Source organism: Acidovorax sp. GW101-11A03, from assembly GCF_059424825.1.
Map to the genome: position 1 here is coordinate 63,345 of NZ_JBWKZU010000017.1, position 16,826 is coordinate 80,170.

The 16,826-nt window shown below is 64.6% G+C and carries 24 protein-coding genes and 3 pseudogenes; 6 read left to right on the forward strand and 21 right to left on the reverse strand.

Annotated features, from left to right (window positions below; all coding sequences use genetic code 11):
• Positions 1-327 (forward strand): annotated as a pseudogene (locus AC07Z7_RS09680) (HU family DNA-binding protein); the annotation flags it as partial.
• Positions 328-434: 107 nt separating this feature from the next.
• Positions 435-548, forward strand: a pseudogene (locus AC07Z7_RS09685) (IS5/IS1182 family transposase); the annotation flags it as partial.
• A 253-nt stretch (positions 549-801) separates the two neighbouring features.
• Here the strand turns inward: AC07Z7_RS09685 and AC07Z7_RS09690 are convergent.
• The 6 genes and pseudogenes from AC07Z7_RS09690 to AC07Z7_RS09715 all read right to left on the reverse strand — a co-directional run.
• A pseudogene (locus AC07Z7_RS09690) lies at positions 802-1,554 on the reverse strand (MFS transporter); the annotation flags it as partial.
• Positions 1,555-1,618: 64 nt separating this feature from the next.
• Positions 1,619-3,376, reverse strand: a complete 1,758-nt coding sequence (gene ptsP, locus AC07Z7_RS09695) for a phosphoenolpyruvate--protein phosphotransferase (RefSeq protein ID WP_094285979.1) — start codon at positions 3,374-3,376, stop codon at positions 1,619-1,621.
• 55 nt (positions 3,377-3,431) lie between these two features.
• Positions 3,432-3,701, reverse strand: a complete 270-nt coding sequence (locus AC07Z7_RS09700) for an HPr family phosphocarrier protein (protein WP_015012201.1) — start codon at positions 3,699-3,701, stop codon at positions 3,432-3,434.
• On the reverse strand, positions 3,670-4,122 hold the full coding sequence (locus AC07Z7_RS09705) for a PTS sugar transporter subunit IIA (protein WP_252662040.1): 453 nt from the start codon (positions 4,120-4,122) through the stop codon (positions 3,670-3,672). Before AC07Z7_RS09705 ends, AC07Z7_RS09700 begins: the two co-directional genes overlap by 32 nt.
• 98 nt (positions 4,123-4,220) lie before the next feature.
• Positions 4,221-5,486, reverse strand: coding sequence for an MFS transporter (locus tag AC07Z7_RS09710; RefSeq protein ID WP_494766128.1), 1,266 nt, complete (start codon positions 5,484-5,486; stop codon positions 4,221-4,223).
• Complete coding sequence (locus AC07Z7_RS09715; RefSeq protein ID WP_494766129.1) at positions 5,483-6,016, reverse strand: hypothetical protein; 534 nt, start codon at positions 6,014-6,016, stop codon at positions 5,483-5,485. The genes AC07Z7_RS09710 and AC07Z7_RS09715 overlap by 4 nt, the downstream gene beginning before the upstream one ends.
• A 133-nt stretch (positions 6,017-6,149) precedes the next feature.
• Here AC07Z7_RS09715 and AC07Z7_RS09720 point away from each other — a divergent pair, with 133 nt between their 5' ends.
• Positions 6,150-6,653, forward strand: coding sequence for a TlpA disulfide reductase family protein (locus AC07Z7_RS09720; protein WP_094285987.1), 504 nt, complete (start codon positions 6,150-6,152; stop codon positions 6,651-6,653).
• Positions 6,654-6,769: 116 nt separating this feature from the next.
• Here the strand turns inward: AC07Z7_RS09720 and AC07Z7_RS09725 are convergent, their stop codons facing one another.
• Positions 6,770-7,225 carry a c-type cytochrome gene (locus AC07Z7_RS09725; RefSeq protein ID WP_063460167.1) on the reverse strand — a complete coding sequence of 152 codons (456 nt, stop codon included), beginning with the start codon at positions 7,223-7,225 and terminating at the stop codon, positions 6,770-6,772.
• Between the two features lie 154 nt (positions 7,226-7,379).
• Between AC07Z7_RS09725 and AC07Z7_RS09730 the strand changes: the two genes are divergently transcribed.
• Together AC07Z7_RS09730 and AC07Z7_RS09735 are read left to right on the forward strand one after the other, a co-directional pair.
• Positions 7,380-8,060: a cytochrome b/b6 domain-containing protein gene (locus tag AC07Z7_RS09730; protein WP_094285989.1), complete on the forward strand. Its 681-nt coding sequence runs from the start codon at positions 7,380-7,382 to the stop codon at positions 8,058-8,060.
• 58 nt (positions 8,061-8,118) lie between these two features.
• A complete protein-coding gene (locus tag AC07Z7_RS09735; RefSeq protein WP_094285991.1) occupies positions 8,119-8,610 on the forward strand; it encodes a GNAT family N-acetyltransferase in 492 nt (163 codons plus the stop codon).
• Here the strand turns inward: AC07Z7_RS09735 and AC07Z7_RS09740 are convergent.
• A complete protein-coding gene (locus AC07Z7_RS09740) occupies positions 8,591-8,740 on the reverse strand; it encodes a hypothetical protein (RefSeq protein ID WP_494766130.1) in 150 nt (49 codons plus the stop codon). The genes AC07Z7_RS09735 and AC07Z7_RS09740 overlap by 20 nt on opposite strands.
• 116 nt (positions 8,741-8,856) lie before the next feature.
• Between AC07Z7_RS09740 and AC07Z7_RS09745 the strand changes: the two genes are divergently transcribed.
• Positions 8,857-10,455, forward strand: coding sequence for a reverse transcriptase family protein (locus AC07Z7_RS09745; RefSeq protein WP_494766131.1), 1,599 nt, complete (start codon positions 8,857-8,859; stop codon positions 10,453-10,455).
• Between the two features lies 1 nt (position 10,456).
• On the opposite strand, the gene AC07Z7_RS09750 is transcribed toward AC07Z7_RS09745, so the two are convergent.
• From AC07Z7_RS09750 to AC07Z7_RS09810, 13 genes are all read right to left on the reverse strand, one after another.
• On the reverse strand, positions 10,457-10,966 hold the full coding sequence (locus AC07Z7_RS09750; RefSeq protein WP_094285993.1) for a peroxiredoxin: 510 nt from the start codon (positions 10,964-10,966) through the stop codon (positions 10,457-10,459).
• Positions 10,967-11,150: 184 nt separating this feature from the next.
• Positions 11,151-11,420, reverse strand: a complete 270-nt coding sequence (gene rpsQ, locus AC07Z7_RS09755; RefSeq protein WP_094285995.1) for a 30S ribosomal protein S17 — start codon at positions 11,418-11,420, stop codon at positions 11,151-11,153.
• 9 nt (positions 11,421-11,429) lie between these two features.
• Positions 11,430-11,627, reverse strand: coding sequence for a 50S ribosomal protein L29 (gene rpmC, locus AC07Z7_RS09760; protein WP_094285997.1), 198 nt, complete (start codon positions 11,625-11,627; stop codon positions 11,430-11,432).
• Positions 11,628-11,644: 17 nt separating this feature from the next.
• Positions 11,645-12,061, reverse strand: a complete 417-nt coding sequence (rplP, locus tag AC07Z7_RS09765; RefSeq protein ID WP_015012190.1) for a 50S ribosomal protein L16 — start codon at positions 12,059-12,061, stop codon at positions 11,645-11,647.
• A gap of 2 nt (positions 12,062-12,063) precedes the next feature.
• Complete coding sequence (gene rpsC / locus AC07Z7_RS09770) at positions 12,064-12,945, reverse strand: 30S ribosomal protein S3 (protein WP_063460172.1); 882 nt, start codon at positions 12,943-12,945, stop codon at positions 12,064-12,066.
• Between the two features lie 15 nt (positions 12,946-12,960).
• Positions 12,961-13,293 carry a 50S ribosomal protein L22 gene (gene rplV, locus AC07Z7_RS09775; protein ID WP_005796970.1) on the reverse strand — a complete coding sequence of 111 codons (333 nt, stop codon included), beginning with the start codon at positions 13,291-13,293 and terminating at the stop codon, positions 12,961-12,963.
• Between the two features lie 9 nt (positions 13,294-13,302).
• The gene (gene rpsS, locus AC07Z7_RS09780) at positions 13,303-13,578 is read right to left on the reverse strand and encodes a 30S ribosomal protein S19 (RefSeq protein WP_010467177.1); all 276 of its coding nucleotides are present in this window, start codon (positions 13,576-13,578) and stop codon (positions 13,303-13,305) included.
• Between the two features lie 10 nt (positions 13,579-13,588).
• Positions 13,589-14,413 (reverse strand): 50S ribosomal protein L2, encoded by an 825-nt coding sequence (gene rplB, locus AC07Z7_RS09785; protein ID WP_063460173.1) that lies wholly within the window; start codon positions 14,411-14,413, stop codon positions 13,589-13,591.
• Between the two features lie 2 nt (positions 14,414-14,415).
• Positions 14,416-14,730 (reverse strand): 50S ribosomal protein L23, encoded by a 315-nt coding sequence (rplW, locus tag AC07Z7_RS09790; protein WP_007847815.1) that lies wholly within the window; start codon positions 14,728-14,730, stop codon positions 14,416-14,418.
• Positions 14,727-15,347: a 50S ribosomal protein L4 gene (gene rplD, locus AC07Z7_RS09795; protein ID WP_008906425.1), complete on the reverse strand. Its 621-nt coding sequence runs from the start codon at positions 15,345-15,347 to the stop codon at positions 14,727-14,729. Before rplD ends, rplW begins: the two co-directional genes overlap by 4 nt.
• Complete coding sequence (gene rplC, locus AC07Z7_RS09800) at positions 15,347-16,021, reverse strand: 50S ribosomal protein L3 (protein WP_094285999.1); 675 nt, start codon at positions 16,019-16,021, stop codon at positions 15,347-15,349. Before rplC ends, rplD begins: the two co-directional genes overlap by 1 nt.
• A gap of 224 nt (positions 16,022-16,245) precedes the next feature.
• On the reverse strand, positions 16,246-16,557 hold the full coding sequence (rpsJ, locus tag AC07Z7_RS09805; protein ID WP_005796953.1) for a 30S ribosomal protein S10: 312 nt from the start codon (positions 16,555-16,557) through the stop codon (positions 16,246-16,248).
• Positions 16,558-16,583: 26 nt separating this feature from the next.
• On the reverse strand, positions 16,584-16,826 hold a 243-nt coding region (locus tag AC07Z7_RS09810; protein ID WP_494766132.1), incomplete at its 5' end, for an EF-Tu C-terminal domain-related protein.

Here is a 16,826-nt window from a genome sequence, read left to right on the forward strand (position 1 = left end):
TACACGCGAGCATCCATGAACCGCGCAGAACTCGTTGAAATCCTGGCTTCCAAGAATGATCTGTCCAAGGCCGCAGCCAATGCGGTGCTGGAAACGCTGATCGACACCATCCAGACCGCCGTCAAGAAGGGCGACGCCGTTCAGCTGGTGGGCTTTGGCACCTTCAAGTCCGCCAAGCGTGCAGCACGCACGGGCAAGAACCCATCGACTGGTGCTGCGCTCAAGATCCCTGCGAGCACGGTGCCGAAGTTTGTGGCGGGTGCGAAGTTCAAGGCGGTGGTGGACCCCAAGGCTGCCAAGCGCAAGGCGGACAAGGCTGGGAAGTAAGTACAGCGTTCTCGGTCGCTACCAAAACAAACCGCCACAGGCTCTTGCCGCTGGCGGTTTTGTTTTTGGGGGGCGCAGAAGGATTGCGACACCGGCTGTGCACCAGATACACCAAGGTGCGCTACCGGGGGCTGAAGAAGAACACGCTGCAGCTCAAGACGCTGTTTGCGCTGTCCAATCTGTGGATGGTGCGCCACCAATTGCTGGGGGCGCAGGGATGAGTGCGCCTGAAAACAGGCAAGGGGCCGCGAAAGCGGTGCAAGCGCCCCGAAATGGGGCCGCAAAACAAGGCTCAAGTGCTGCCAAAACGGCATCCATCGCCTCATCTGAAAACATCGGACTTGTAGCACTCACGAATCCGAGTTATTCAGGACATCCTTAGAGCAACGCGATCCATTCGACGTTGAGAACACCAGAGTACCCCATGGTTGAAGTATTTGAGCAATTCTTCTTGGGAAAAATTTCAAAAATACCGTTGACACATTCCATAACGCCATGGGGCATGGCCATGGCCACGCAGCAGGCCACGCCCGCCACACACAGCAGCGCCATCGCGGTGCCCGGCGCCAGGCCAAAGGGGCGGGAACGGTCGACGGGCATGGTGCCGGCGCCTGCCGCTGCAGCCTGGATGGCGGGCGGGCGCTGGCGCATGCGCAGCGACAGGGCCAGCATGCCCAGGCCGCAGACCAAGCCCAGCGCCATGTACGTGGGCCGCCAGCCGATGGTGTCGATGCCGTACTGGACGATGGGCGGCCAAAGGGCGCCCGCCACGTAGTTGCCGCTGGCACACACCGCCACCGCAATGCCGCGCCGCCGGTTCCACCACAGGGCCGTGTCGGCCAGCAGCGGCGCAAACGTGGCCGAGCTGCCGATGAAGCCCATCACCGCATGCGCGATGCCAAACGCCCAGATGCTGCCGGAGAACGCCGCGCCCACAAAGCCGCCCAGCACGGCCAGCGCGCCCAGCCACAGCACGGGCGTGAGGCCGTGGCGGTCGGCGAGCCGGCCGGTGAGCAGGCCACCCAGCCCCAGACAGACCATCATCAGCGTGTACGGCAGCGAGGCGCTGGCGCGGCCGACGCCAAACTCGGCCTGCACGGCCGGGAGCACCACCGACACCACGTACATGCTGCTGTTGCCCAGCACCACCAGGCCCAGCGTGGCCAGCAGGCGCTGCAGGGCCTGGCGCGAGTCGATGAGGGAGGCGTCTGCAGCAGGCGCAGAAATACGAGTCAAATTGGCCTTTTGCGCCTGATCAGCATGCCTTGGACGCTATCAATTTTGATACACCCTAAGAAGCCAGCAGCGTGGCAGGCTCCTCGCCGCCAATCACCTGCTGCGCCCAGGGGGCCAGCTTGCGTGTGTCGGCGCGCAGCACTTCCTGCTTGATGGCCAGGATCTGCGCGGGGTGCATGGAGAAGCTGCGCAGGCCCAGGCCCAGCAGCAGGCGCGTCATGGTCACATCGCCCGCCGTTTCGCCGCACACGCACACGCTCTTGCCCTGGCGTTCGCCCTCGGCGATCACATCGCCCACCAGGCGCAGCACGGCGGGGTGCAGCGGGTCGTACAGGTGGGCCACGGCTTCGTCGGCGCGGTCGATAGCCAGCGTGTACTGGATCAGGTCGTTGGTGCCGATGGACAGGAAGTCGAAATACTTGAGAAAGGTGCGCACCATGAGCGCGGCGGCGGGCACCTCGATCATCGCGCCCAGCTGCACGGGGCCGTAGGGCTCGCCACGCGCGTCCAGCTCGGCGCGGGCCAGATCGACCTGGGCCAGCGTCTGCTGGATCTCGTGCGTGTGCGCGAGCATGGGGAACAGCAGGTTCACCTTGCCATGCGCGGCCGCGCGCAGCACGGCGCGCAGCTGGGTGCGGAACATGGCCGGGTCGGCCAGGCTCCAGCGGATGGCGCGCAGGCCCAGCGCGGGGTTCAGGTAGTTGTCCTTGTGGGCCTTGTTGTCGAGCGGCTTGTCGGCCCCCACGTCGATGGTGCGGATGGTGACGGGCAGGCCCTGCATGCCGTCGATGGCCTCGCAGTAGGCGCGGTACTGCTCGTCCTCACCAGGCAGGTTGCCGCTTTTGCCCATGAACAGAAATTCGCTGCGGAACAGGCCCACGCCCACGGCGCCCGCGCGCACGGCAGCGGCGGCGTCGCCGGGCTGCTCGATGTTGGCCAGCAGCTCGATCTTGTGGCCGTCGATGGTGATGGCGGGCGTGTGCCGCAGGCGCGCCAGGCGTTCGCGCTCCAGCTCGACCTGGCGCTGGCGAAAGCCGTATTCGGCCAGGATGATGGGCGAAGGATCGACGATGACCACGCCCGCATCGCCGTCGATGATGACCCAGTCGTCCTGGCGCACCAGCTGGCTGGCGGCACGGGCGCCCACCACGGCGGGGATGTCCATGCTGCGCGCGACGATGGCGGTGTGCGATGTCTTGCCACCCACGTCGGTCACGAAGCCCGCAAACACGCTTTGCTTGAACTGCAGCATGTCGGCGGGCGAGAGGTCGTGCGCCACCAGCACCAGGGGCACGTCCACCGTGTCGTCGAGCAGCAAATCCTGCTGCGTCTTGCGGCGCGGGCTGCTGGCGGGCGGCGCCACGGGGCTGGCCACGCCCTTCATGTGGCGCAGGATGCGCTCCACCACCTGCTCCAGGTCGGCCTTGCGCTCGCGCAGGTACTCGTCCTCCATTTCGTCGAACTGGCGCGCAATCACTTCGAGCTGGGTGGTCAAAGCCCACTCGGCGTTGTACAGCCGCTCGGTGATCCAGTGCTTGACACCCCCCGTGAGGGCCTCGTCCTGCAGCAGCATCAGGTGCACATCCAGCAGCGCGGTCAGCTCGTGCGGCGCGTCGGCGGGCATGTCGGTCTGCAGGCGCTGCAGCTCCTCGACCACGGCGTTGCGGCCCTGGCGCACGCGCTCGATCTCGCCCTCAACCTGGGAGGGCTCGACAAAATAATGCGCCACATCCACGCGGCTCGATGCCACCAGCACGGCACGGCCGATGGCGATGCCGCGTGCGACGGCGAGACCGTGGACGGAGAAGGTCATGGTGGTGTGATCAAAGGTTCGACAGGTTCAGGACAAGGGCGAGGTGTGGGTAGGCTTATTCACCCTCGCCAAATTTGTCGGCGATGAGCGCCAGCAGGGCGTCCATGGCCTCTTGCTCGCGGTCGCCGCTGGTTTCCAGCTCCACCTCGGAGCCCAGCCCGGCGGCCAGCATCATCACGCCCATGATGCTCTTGGCGTTGATGCGGCGCTCCCCCTTGCTCATGAAAACGTCACAGGGAAAGCTGCCGGCCAGCTTGGTGAGCTTGGCCGATGCGCGGGCGTGCAGGCCCAGTTTATTGCTGATGGTCGTACGGGTCTTGATCATGTCGGTGACGGCGGTTCTGGTTCTGTGGCGCGGAAATGGCCACCTGCATCACCCCCTGCGTGCCCCCCACCACCGCGCGGTTGACCACGGAGTCGAGGGGTTCGGCCCGGTAGCTCACGGCGCGCAGCAGCATGGGCAGGTTGACACCCGTCACCAGGCGCGAGCGCACGCCATCGACCAGGCGCTGCGCCACGTTGCACGGCGTGGCGCCGAACACGTCGGTCAGCACCAGGGTGGAATCGGTGCCGAGCTGCTCCAGCAGGATGCGCGCCTGGGCCAGCGACTCTTCGGGCGGCTGGTTGGGCTGCACATCCAGCGCGGCCACGCTGCCTGCGCAGTCGGCAAACACGTGCAGGGCACATTCGCGCAGCGCATGGGCCAGCGGGGCGTGGGCAATGATGAGGATGCTGGTGGGGCTCATGGTGGTGACCTACGCAATACAGGGCATCGACACATCGCGTGTCACAGGCTCGCGGAGAAGCACGCGGCCCGTTGTTGCATCGTCATGTGCGCAGGTCTTCATGGTGTGGGGGTTGGCAGCACATTATGGCGCCGCCCCCGCAGCACGAACCACGCATAGGCGCCCGCGTTGCACACCAGGTACACCGCCATGGCCGCCTGGAACGCAGGCACCGTGGCCAGCCCGGCCCCCGCAAACGCATCCACGGCCAAGCCAATGCCCCACTGCACCACAAACACGCCCACAAAAATCACCAGGTTGTAGGCCGACAGCGCCCGCCCCGCCAGCGCCTGCGGGAACGCCATGGCCACGGCGGGCTGCGACAGCGACACAAAGGTGCACGACACGCAGAACAGCGCCCAGGCGCCGCCCCCGGCCTGCGGCCCGGCCAGGATGATGCCCAGCAGCACCACCGAGCACAGCGGCAGCCCCCAGGCCATGAGCCGGTCGGCCCCAAAGCCCTTGCGCAGCAGCCAGGGGTTGAGCATGCCCCAGGACCAGAAGGTGCAGAGCATGGACACGTTGATCCAGAACAGCCCGGTGGCGGCCTCCAGCGCGGTGTAGCCCGCCACGCGCTGCATCCACGGCCCGGCCCACAGGGTTTGCATGGCCACCATGCCGCCGTAGCAGAAGAACCCCAGCGGCGCGAGACGCTGGAAGTAGGGGTGGCGCCACACCACGCCATAGCCCTGGGGCACGGCCTCTGCGGCACCAGAATCTGCCTTCGCCTGCCCCGCCGGGCCCCAGCCCGGCACCCAGAGGGCAATCACCACCATCGACAGCGCAATCAGCACCGCCAGCCCCCAGAACAGCGGGCGCCAGCCCACCAGCGGCAGGGCCCATTGCACCGGCAGCGTGGACGCCACCATGCCCAGCGAGCCGGTCATGAGCATCCACGAGTTGGCGCGCATCTGGGCCACGGGGTCCAGCCAGCGGCGGTAGCCTGTGAGCGGCGCCATCAGGCAGGCACTGACCCCCGCGCCGCACAGCACGCGCCCGGCCAGCAGGCCCGAAAACCCGGTGGCCGCCGAAAACACCAGGCTGCCCACCACGGCCACGCCCAGAAACCCCAGCGCGACCTTCTTGGGTCCGTGGCGGTCCAGCCAGGTGCCCAAAGGCAGCTGGGTGGCTGAGAAGCCCAGAAAGTACCCGCCCGCCAGCAGCCCCAGATCCCGCGCCTGCAACGAAAACTCCTGGGCCAGCGTGGGCGCCAGCGTGGCCGTGACGGCCCGCACCAGCGCCGACAGAAAGTAGGCAAACGCAAAGGCCAGGAAAACAATGACGGCCGAGCGCCGCGACAACAGGCCGGACGACACGCCACTCATGGCAGCGCCAGGCCGGCAAAAAACTGCTCAGCCACCTCCGGCCGGGGCTTCTGGCTGTAGACCACCGCGTGGAACAGCCGCACCTCGGGGCCTGCCGCACGCGCAAACCACACGGCCTGCGCCGTGACCGCCGCGCCGTCGGCGCGCTGGCCCTGGGCCACGGTGCGCAGCGACTGCGGCAGCGGCAAGGCGCCGCGCGGTGTGTAGGGGGTGTCGGCCGCCGAAGCGGCCGCCTGTGGGCCCAGGCGCGCCAGCACCGCCGCGCGCCAGTGGGTGAGCGCCGTGCCCACCTGGGCCGGATCGGCCAGCGCCGCGTGCGACACGGCAAAGGTGGCGCCATCGGCATCGCAGCCCACCATGGCCAGCGTCACCGGCGCCCCGGCCAGTTCCACGGTGCGGGTGGCCTGGTCGGGCTTGCAGGGCAGCGTGATGGTGAGGCCCGCCTCGGGCGAGGCCACGGTGCGCCAGTTCAGCGCGGGACTGCAGCCCGCCAGCAGCAGGGCCAGCGCCCCGGTCAATGTCCAATGCATCGGCCCATTATCGACAGAGCGTCGGCAGAGCGGCCCGAACTTTTGCAGCCGGGCCGACTCGACCCCCTGGGCCAGCCCTCCGGCACAATGCCGGGTGGGCCTCGGCGCCTCGTTCTTTCTGGATGGTGAAATCATGGCGATCAAGCATTGGGCAGCAGGTGTGGCGGTGGCAGCGTTTGCGGCCGTGGGCGCGTACGTCTACCTGGACACAGGCCGCGCCGAAGCGCCCGCATCGACCTTTGTGCTGCTGGATGGCACCAGCAAATCCACCGCCGACCTGAAGGGCAAGGTCACCCTGGTGAACTTCTGGGCCACGAGCTGCACCACCTGCGTGGCCGAGATGCCCGAGATCGTCGCCACCTACAACAAGTACAACGCCAAGGGATTCGAGACCCTGGCCGTGGCCATGAGCTACGACCCGCCCAGCTACGTGGTCAACTTTGCCGAAACGCGCAAGCTGCCCTTCAAGGTGGCCATCGACAACACCGGCGCCGTGGCCAAGGCCTGGGGCGATGTGCGCCTCACGCCCTCGACCTTCATCGTCAACAAGCGCGGCGAGATCGTGAAAACCTACGTGGGCGCGCCCAACTTCCCCGAGCTGCACCAGCTCATCGAGAAGCTGCTGGCAGAGACCTGACCCGGTGTGAGCCGGACGGCGGGGCTGCTCTGACGAACAAGGGGCTGATTTCCAAAGAAATCAGCCCCTTGCGCGCTATGGGATTGCCCCATCAGCTATTCATTCAATAGCAATCATCACTTCGCACGGTAGTTGTCGTGGCAGGCCTTGCAGGTGCCTGCGGCAGCGCCGAACGCGGTCTTGAGGTTATCGAGGTTGCCCGTCTTGGCAGCGGCGGCCAGCTTGACCGACTCGGCCTGCAGCTTGTCCGAATGTTCCTTGAACTTGGCCTGCTCGGTCCAGATCTCCGGCAGCGCCTTGGTGGGTGCGCCCTTGTCCGTGCCCGCGCCAAAACCGGCCCAGGGCAGCTTGGCCATTTCGGCCACCACGTCGGCGTTCTCCTGCGCGGCCTTGGCATCAAACGGCACGCGGCCATTGGCCATGGCGCCCAGGCGGCCGAAATGCTGGCCCATCACGAAGAGTGCGCTCTGGCGGTACTTGATGGCGTCCTCGGCCTTGGCAAACTGGGCCGAGGCGGGGGCCGACACGGTCAGCGTGGCGGCAGCAAGGGCAAATGCGGCAAGTGCTTTCATGGGAGATTTCCTTTGTCGTGGGGTGGGCTCCCACCTTGGGGCCCGGTGGCAGTATGCCGCTTTGGGCCTGTTTTCGCATGGCCGGGGCCCTTCCGGCCGCGCGTGGCCTCCTTCACAATGCGCCCATCCTGCCTTTTCCCTCGCTTTTGCTGCCATGACGCCACACACCGTACGCATCTGGGACCTTCCCACCCGCCTCTTCCACTGGGCCCTGGCCGCCTGTGTCATTGGCCTGGTCATCACCGCCAAGGTGGGCGGCAACGCCATGGAGTGGCACTTTCGCCTGGGCTACGCCGTGCTGGCACTGCTGGTCTTTCGAGTGGTCTGGGGGCTGATCGGCGGGCGCTGGTCGCGCTTCTCGGCCTTTTTGTACTCACCCGCCCGGCTCGTGCGCTACCTGCGCGGCAACGCCCACCCCGAGGACAACGCCGGGCACAGCCCGCTGGGTGCGCTGTCGGTGTTTGCGCTGCTCGCAGTGTTGGGCGCGCAGGTGGGCACGGGCCTACTGAGCGACGACGAAATCGCTTTTGCCGGGCCGCTCACCCGTTTTGTTTCCAACACCGTGGTGGGCCAGGCCACGGGCTACCACAAGGAGATTGGCCAGTATCTCGTGCTCGGCCTGGTCGCCCTGCATGTGCTGGCCGTGCTGTTCTACGTGTTGGTGCGCAAGCACACCCTGGTGCGCCCCATGTTGGGCGGCGACAAGGCCCTGCCCGTGCCCGCCACGCCCTCGCGCGACGATGCGCTGAGCCGCGCCCTGGCGCTGGTGGTGCTGGCCGGCAGCGCGGGGCTGGCCTGGTGGGTCTCGTCGCTGGCCATGGCGGCGGGGTTCTGACGGGCTCTAAGGACGACCTCGCTACACTGCGGCTTCCATCGTTTTGCCCCCTCGCGTTTTGGACAAGCCTTCCATCACCCTGCGAACCCCCAGCACCCCTGCCGAGCTGGACGCCGTGCGCGACATCTTCCGGGAATACGCCAGCACCCTGGGCGTGGACCTGTGTTTCCAGGGCTTTGACGCCGAACTCGCCCAGCTGCCGGGCGACTACGCCGAGCCCCGCGGCGCCCTGCTGATCGCCGAGGTCGAAGGCGCCGTGGCAGGCTGCTGCGCCCTGCGCCCCCTGGATGCCGCCGACTACCCCAACGCCAGCGAAATGAAGCGCCTGTATGTGCGCAAGGCGTTTCGGGGTTTTGGCCTGGGGCGCGAGCTGGCCGAGGCCATGCTGGACCGCGCAAGGCAGGCGGGCTATGCCTGCGTGCTGCTCGACACCCTCGATGACATGGAATCTGCCCGCGCTCTGTACACCGATCTGGGGTTTGAGGAGATTCCGCCCTACTACCACAACCCCATTGCTGGGGCACATTACCTCAAGGTCGATATTTCTTGAGCTTTTTTGGGCCTTTGCGCGCATCCCACAAGCCCTGATTGCTATCAATTTGATAGTTCACATAGAATCGCAGCGGCCTGGTGCCAAGCATGTCGAGCCTGCACAGGTTCGGGCCGTGGGGCAGCCCCACGGTGTTCTCCTCATACGCGCACATTGGGGCGCGCGAACCAGCCGCCACCGGTGGCAAACAGTTCGCGCCCAACCCGCTGGTTGGTACCAGGCCAACCTCTTTCTGAACGCCGCGCCGTGACGCTGTCGGCCCCCATCCGCGCCCTGGCCAGGGCCTTGGCACTGGCCCTGCTGGCCGATGCAGACGGCCCCGAGCGCCGCAGCCTGCGCGCACTGGTGGCCCGGGCCGGGCACTGCCTGGGCCATGCGGCCCCGGAGCCCGGCCCTCCGCCATTGCCCGAGGTGCTGTTGGAGCAACTGCGCCGCCTGTCCACAGTGTCCGCAGCCGAATGGGCCCGGCTGGAGCCCGAAGACCTCGCCACCTGGCTGTGCCGGGGTTTCTGGTGGCGCAAGGCCAGGGTGCGCAACGGCACTGCGCCCTGGCAGTTGCAAGATGGCGGGGACCTGGTTACTGAAGATGACGACATCGGCTTTTGGGACCCGGAGGACAACGACGGCGACGACCCCTCCGCCACGCCGTGGCACCTGCGGACGGACGCCCAGCTCGCCCAGAGCTTCCGCACCTGGGCGGCAAGCCCCCGCACGGGCAGGCCTTTGCACTGGCTGCTGCGCCCCGGCACGGCAGGTCCAACCCCCGCCTGGATGGGCAGTGCCCCGCAGTGCTCCGCCCCTGTGCTGGCCACGGCACAGGACCTGGTCGAGCTGCTGGGCGTTCCCCTGGAGGATCTGCTGTGGCTGGCGCCCGACCATGGCCACTGGCGCGAACCCCAGGGCGGCTATGCCCTGCCCGCATCGCACTACCGCTACCGCCTGCTGCCCAAACCCAGCGGCGGCCTGCGGCTGCTGGAGGCCCCACGCCCACGCCTGGCAACCGCCCAGCGCCGCATTCTGGACCGCCTGCTGGCAGGCATTCCGGTCCACGAGGCCGCGCACGGCTTTGTGCGGGGCCGCAGTGTGGGTAGCCATGCGCAGGTGCATACCCGGCAGGCGGTGGTGGTTCGTTTTGATCTGGCCGATTTTTTCACCCACATCAACGCCACGCGTGTACGGGCGCTGTGGCGCGCGCTGGGGCATGGCCGCCCGGCGGCCGAGCTGCTCACGCGCCTGACCACCACGCGCACGCCTGCGCCTGTCCGCGAGCGCCTGTGGGAAGACAACGCACCGACCTCGGCGCAGACGATTGTGCAGCGCCGCTCCACCCACGCCCGCCTGGCGCAGCTCCATCTGCCCCAAGGGGCACCCACCTCACCCGCTCTGGCGAATCTGTGCGCGTTTGGGCTGGATTTGCGGCTGCATGCACTGGCGCAGCGCTTTGGCGCGCGCTACACACGGTATGCGGATGACCTGGTGTTTTCAGGCCCGCAGGACCTGCAGGGCCAGTTTGGCGCGCTGCGCGCCTGGGTCGGCGCCATCGTGCAGGACGAGGGTTTTGCACTGCGCGGTGACAAAACCCGGCTGATGCCCGCCCACCGGCGCCAGTCCGTCACGGGGCTGGTGGTCAATCAGCGCCCCAACTACAGCCGGGAGCAGTTCGACATCCTGAAGGCCCGGCTGCATCGGCTGGCGCGCCTGCCCGGGGTGGATGTGGGCGAGCGCGCGCGCCTGGAGGGAGAAATCCACTGGGCGGGCCAGTGGCTGGCACCGACGCGCAGAGAGAAGCTCCTGCGGCTGTTCGGTGCCATCCGATTCACGGACGCGCCTCAGGATAAGTGGTAACTCAGGCCTTCTGGGCTTGCTGCAGCAACGTGTCCGCGTCGCTGACTTCGAACTTGCCAGGGCCTTCCACGTTGAGTGTGAGCACCTTGCCGTCGCGCACCAGCATCGAGTAGCGGTTGCTGCGCAGGCCCAGGCCCTTGCCCGTCAGATCCAGGGTGAGGCCGGTGGCCTTGGCGAAGGTTGCATCGCCGTCGCCCAGCATGCGCACCTTGCCATCGGTCTTCTGGTCGCGCGCCCAGGCGCCCATCACGAAGGCGTCGTTCACGCTCACGCACCAGATCTCGTCCACGCCAGCGGCCTTGAACTCGGCGGCCTTTTCAACGTAGCCGGGCACATGCTTGGCCGAGCAGGTGGGGGTAAAGGCGCCCGGCAGTGCAAACAGGGCAATCGTCTTGCCTGCCGTGGCCTTGTCCACCGGCACGGGGTTCGGGCCAATGCTGCAGCCTTCGCCCTCGACTTCGGAATATTCCATCAGGGTGGTTGCAGGCAGGGTGTCACCGACTTTGATCATTGTTATCTCCTTGGAGGTTGGTAGATGGGGGAAGGGGTCAACGGAGGACCCCGGGTGGGCCCGGGAATTTGCCGGGGCCATTCCAGAAAGGCGGCCCACAAAGCAAAACGACCCACATTGTGGGTCGTTTTGAAGGGCCTTGCAGACCGGGGGGTTGCCCCGGGCTTCAATGCAGCACTGCCTGTTACAGCAGACCGGCCTTTTGCACCAAGCGGGTGGCCACCCAGTTCTTGGTCTTGGAGAGCGGACGGCTCTCGGTGATTTCGATCGTGTCGCCCAGCTTGTACTCGTTGTTTTCGTCGTGCGCGTGGTACTTGCTCGACTTGGCAACGATCTTGCCGTAGAGCTCGTGCTTCACACGGCGCTCGATCAGCACGGTCACGGTCTTGTTACGCTTGTCGCTGACCACCTTGCCAACCAAGGTGCGCTTGAGGGATTTTTTAGCTTCCGTCATAGGGGCTCCTTACTTGGCGGCTTGCTTTTCAGCAAGGATGGTCTTGGCACGTGCGATATCACGGCGGGTGGTGCGCAGCGTGTTGGTGTTAGCCAGTTGCTGCGTAGCCTTTTGCATGCGCAGGCCGAAGTGGGCCTTTTGCAGCGCCTTGATTTCGGCTTCGATGCCAGCAACGTCTTTTTGGCGCAGTTCAGTAGCTTTGGTCATTTTCATGGTCTCCTGAATTACGCGCCGAGGTGACGGCTGACGAACGTGGTGCGCAGCGGCAGCTTGGCAGCAGCCAGGCGGAACGCTTCGCGGGCCAGTTCTTCGGGCACACCAACGATTTCGAACACGATCTTGCCGGGCTGGATTTCGGCCACGTAGTACTCGGGGTTGCCCTTACCGTTACCCATACGCACTTCTGCGGGCTTGGTAGAGATTGGCTTGTCCGGGAACACGCGGATCCAGATACGGCCGCCACGCTTGACGTGACGGGAAATCGCACGGCGTGCAGCTTCGATCTGGCGGGCCGTCAGACGGCCACGATCGGTGCACTTCAGACCGAAATCACCGAAGGCAACGGAGGCACCCCGCGTTGCGACGCCAGTGTTACGGCCCTTTTGCTCCTTGCGATATTTACGGCGAGCAGGTTGCAGCATCTTTATTCTCCTTTACCGTCCGCTGCTGTAGCGGGCGCGGCGACCTTGCGTACGCGCTTAACGGCGGTGTTATCAGCGCCACCAGCTTCCGCTGGCTTGTCGCTGCCGTCGGCCGGAGCGGTGTTGCCACCGACAGGACGACGTGGGCCACGGCCTGCGCCTGGACGGTCGCCACCTGGGCGGCCATCACGGCGTGGGCCGCGTGGGCGGCGCTCTTCGTCTGGACGAGGCGTTTCCACAGCTGGCAGGTCGTTACGACCCAGCGTGTCACCCTTGTAAACCCAGACCTTGACGCCGATCACACCGTAGGTGGTCTTGGCTTCAGAGGTGCCGTAGTCGATGTCCGCACGCAGCGTGTGAAGTGGCACGCGGCCTTCACGGTACCACTCGCAGCGAGCGATTTCGATACCGTTCAGACGGCCGGACGACATGATCTTGATGCCCTGGGCACCCAGACGCATGGCGTTCTGCATGGCGCGCTTCATGGCGCGGCGGAACATGATGCGCTTTTCGAGCTGCTGCGTGATGCTGTCGGCGATCAGCTTGGCATCGATTTCGGGCTTGCGCACTTCTTCGATGTTCACTGCGACAGGCACGCCCAGGCGCGACGCGAGTTCCTTCTTCAGGTTCTCGATGTCTTCACCCTTCTTGCCGATCACCACACCAGGACGTGCCGAGTAAATGGTGATGCGGGCGTTCTTGGCGGGGCGCTCGATCAGGATGCGCGACACAGCCGCGTTCTTGAGCTTGGCCTTCAGGTACTCGCGCACCTTGATGTCTTCGGCCAGCATGCCTGCGAAGTCGCGGTTGCTGGCGTACCAACGGCTGGACCAGTTGCGGCTGACCGCAAGGCGGAAGCCGGTAGGATGGATTTTCTGTCCCATAGTCTTCCCGAGCCTTTAGTTGCCAACCGTCACGTACACATGGCACGTGGGCTTGCTGATGCGGTTGCCGCGGCCTTTGGCGCGCGCGGTGAAGCGCTTGAGCGTGGTGCCTTGTTCGACGTAGATGGTCTTGACCTTCAGTTCGTCGATGTCAGCGCCATCGTTGTGTTCGGCGTTGGCAATGGCCGACTCCAGAACCTTCTTGACGATGCCAGCAGCTTTTTTCTGCGTGAACGTCAGGATGTTCAGAGCCTGATCCACCTTCTTGCCGCGGATCAGATCGGCGACCAGACGGCCCTTATCGACCGACAGACGGACGCCCCGGAGGACTGCACGTGTTTCAGACATGGTCGTTCCTTACTTCTTCGCTTTTTTGTCAGCGGGGTGACCCTTGAAGGTGCGCGTCAGGGCGAATTCGCCCAGCTTGTGGCCCACCATCTGGTCGGTGACATAGACCGGCACGTGTTGCTTGCCGTTGTGCACGGCAATGGTCAGACCGATGAACTCGGGCAGAACCATGGAGCGACGCGACCAGGTCTTGACTGGTTTCTTGTCCTTGGTGGCAACGGCCTTTTCGACCTTGGCCAGCAAGTGATGGTCAACAAATGGACCCTTTTTGAGAGAGCGAGTCATCTGTTACCCCTTACTTCTTGCGACGCGACACGATCATGATCTGTGTGCGCTTGTTGTTACGGGTGCGATAACCCTTGGTCAGATTGCCCCAAGGATCGACTGCATGGCGGCCTTCGCCGGTGCGGCCTTCGCCACCACCGTGAGGGTGATCCACCGGGTTCATGGCCACGCCGCGAACCGTTGGGCGAATACCCATCCAGCGCTTCACACCGGCCTTGCCCAGTTGGCGCAGGCTGTGTTCTTCGTTGGCCACTTCGCCAATGGTGGCGCGGCATTCGATGTGGATCTTGCGCACTTCACCCGAGCGCATGCGCACTTGGGCGTAGGTGCCTTCGCGGGCCAGCAGGGTTGCCGAAGCACCAGCCGAGCGGGCGATCTGCGCACCGGCACCGGGCTTGAGCTCGATGCAGTGGATGGTCGAACCCACGGGGATGTTGCGGATAGGCAGCGTGTTGCCAGCGCGGATCGGAGCTTCCGAACCGGACAGCAGGGTTGCGCCCACTTCCAGGTTGCGGGGAGCGATGATGTAGCGGCGCTCGCCGTCGGCATAGCACACCAGAGCGATGTGGGCCGTACGGTTCGGGTCGTACTCGATGCGCTCAACCTTGGCCGGAATGCCGTCCTTGTTGCGCTTGAAGTCCACCACACGGTAGTGGTGCTTGTGACCACCGCCCTTGTGGCGGGTGGTGATGTGACCGTTGTTGTTGCGACCGGCCTTCTGGAACTGGGGTTCCAGCAGGGGGGCAAACGCTTCACCCTTGTACAGGTGGTCACGCGTGACCTTCACCACAGCACGTTGGCCGGGCGAAGTGGGTTTCATCTTGATAACGGCCATGATTAAGCAGCCTCCCCGGACAGGTTCAGCTCTTGACCTGGCTGCAGCGTGACGTATGCCTTGCGAACATTGTCGCGGCGGCCCACGGTCTTGCCGAAGCGCTTGGTCTTGCCTTTGGTGTTCACCACGGAAACGCCCTTGACCTCCACCTTGAACATCAATTCCACAGCGGCCTTGATTTCTGGCTTGGTAGCGTTCTGCAGCACCTTGAACGTCACAGCATTGGACTTTTCAGCAACCATGGTGGCCTTTTCGGACACGATGGGAGCGACCAGCACTTGCATCAGACGACCTTCGTCAAACTTGAGCGTGCTCATGCGAACATCTCCTTGAGTTTGTCGATTGCGCCCTTGGTGACGAGCACTTTCTTGAATCGGACCAGCGACACGGGATCGGCGTAACGGGGCTCAACAACGAGCACGTTCACCAGATTGCGGGAGGCCAGGTACAGGTTTTCGTCCACTTCGTCGGCAATCACCATCACCGATTGCAGGTTCATCGCCTTGAACTTGTCAGCCAGGACCTTGGTCTTGGGGGAGTCAAGCTTCAGCGAATCGACCACAGCCAGACGGCCTTCGCGGGCCAGCTGCGACAAGATGGCAGACATACCGGCGCGGTACATCTTCTTGTTGATCTTCTGCGTGAAATTTTCGTCAGGCATGTTCGGGAAAATCCGACCACCCCCACGCCACAGTGGCGAGGAAGTCATACCTGCACGTGCGTTACCCGTACCCTTTTGCTTGAAAGGCTTCTTGGTCGAGTGACGGACTTGCTCGCGGTCTTTTTGAGCGCGAGTGCCTTGGCGGGCGTTGGCCTGGTAGGCCACCACGATCTGGTGCACCAGATCTTCGTTGTATTCACGACCGAACACGGTTTCAGGAACATCCAGCTTGGATGCGCCTTGGCCCTGGTCATTCAGGAGTTCGAGCTGCATTAGTTCGCTCCTTTGGAGGCTTTGGCCTTGATGGCGGGACGCACCGTCACGAACCCACCCTTGGAGCCCGGAATAGCGCCCTTAATCAAGAGCAGTTGACGCGCTTCGTCGATGCGGATCACATCGAGGTTTTGCGTGGTCTTGGTGACGTCGCCGAGGTGGCCCGTCATGCGCTTGCCGGGGAACACGCGACCGGGGTCTTGTGCCATACCGATGGAGCCAGGCACGTTGTGCGAACGGCTGTTACCGTGCGACGCGCGCTGCGAGGCCATGTTGTGGCGCTTGATGGTGCCGGCGTAGCCCTTACCGATCGAAGTACCTTGCACATCGACCTTCTGGCCCACGGCAAACACATCCGCCACGGGCACAGCAGCACCCGCGGCATACTTGCCAGCGGTTTCAGCGGTCACGCGGAATTCCTGGATGATTTCACCGGCTTCCACACCTGCCTTGGCAAGGTGGCCGGCTTCTGGCTTGGTCACGCGCGATGCTTTGCGCGAACCGAACGTGACCTGCAGGGCCACGTAGCCATCGTTCTCTTGGGTTTTGACCTGGGTAACGCGGTTGTTGGACACATCCACCACCGTGACAGGCACTGCGTCCCCATCATCGGTGAACAGACGCATCATGCCCACTTTGCGACCCAGCAACCCGAGGGAGTTGCTCAGACTCATTGGTTTTCTCCAAAACTCTCACCGCTGCGACTTCAATTGGCCTCAGCGTTTTGCTCAGCACTTGCGCGCCAGCGTGTGAAAGAAGGTTAATAAAACTCCACCTCAACCCAGCGACTTTGCAGGCGCGAGAAAGGCGAAGCCCTAAAGTATAACGCGGACTGCTTTTTCAAGCAAGTCCGCGTTACAAACCATCGGGCTGGCCCTCGCGGACCAGCCTTCCGGGATTACTGCAGCTTGATTTCGACGTCCACGCCAGCAGGCAGGTCGAGCTTCATCAGGGCATCAACGGTCTTGTCCGTTGGGTCCACGATGTCCATCAGACGCTGGTGCGTACGGATTTCCAGCTGGTCACGCGACGTCTTGTTGACGTGGGGCGAACGCAGGATGTCGAAACGCTTCATGCGCGTTGGCAGGGGCACGGGACCCTTGACGATGGCGCCGGTGCGCTTGGCGGTGTCAACGATCTCAGCAGCGGACTGGTCGATCAGCTTGTAGTCAAACGCCTTCAGGCGGATGCGGATTTTTTGCTTGGACATGGCAAGTTCCTTGTTCTGCTTATGAATTAAGCAATGATCTTGGCCACGACGCCAGCACCCACCGTGCGGCCGCCTTCGCGGATAGCGAAGCGCAGACCTTCTTCCATGGCGATGGGGTTGATCAGCTTCACAGTGATCGACACGTTGTCACCAGGCATGACCATTTCCTTGTCGGCTGGCAGCTCGATGGCGCCAGTCACGTCGGTCGTGCGGAAGTAGAACTGAGGACGGTAGTTGTTGAAGAAAGGCGTGTGACGGCCACCTTCGTC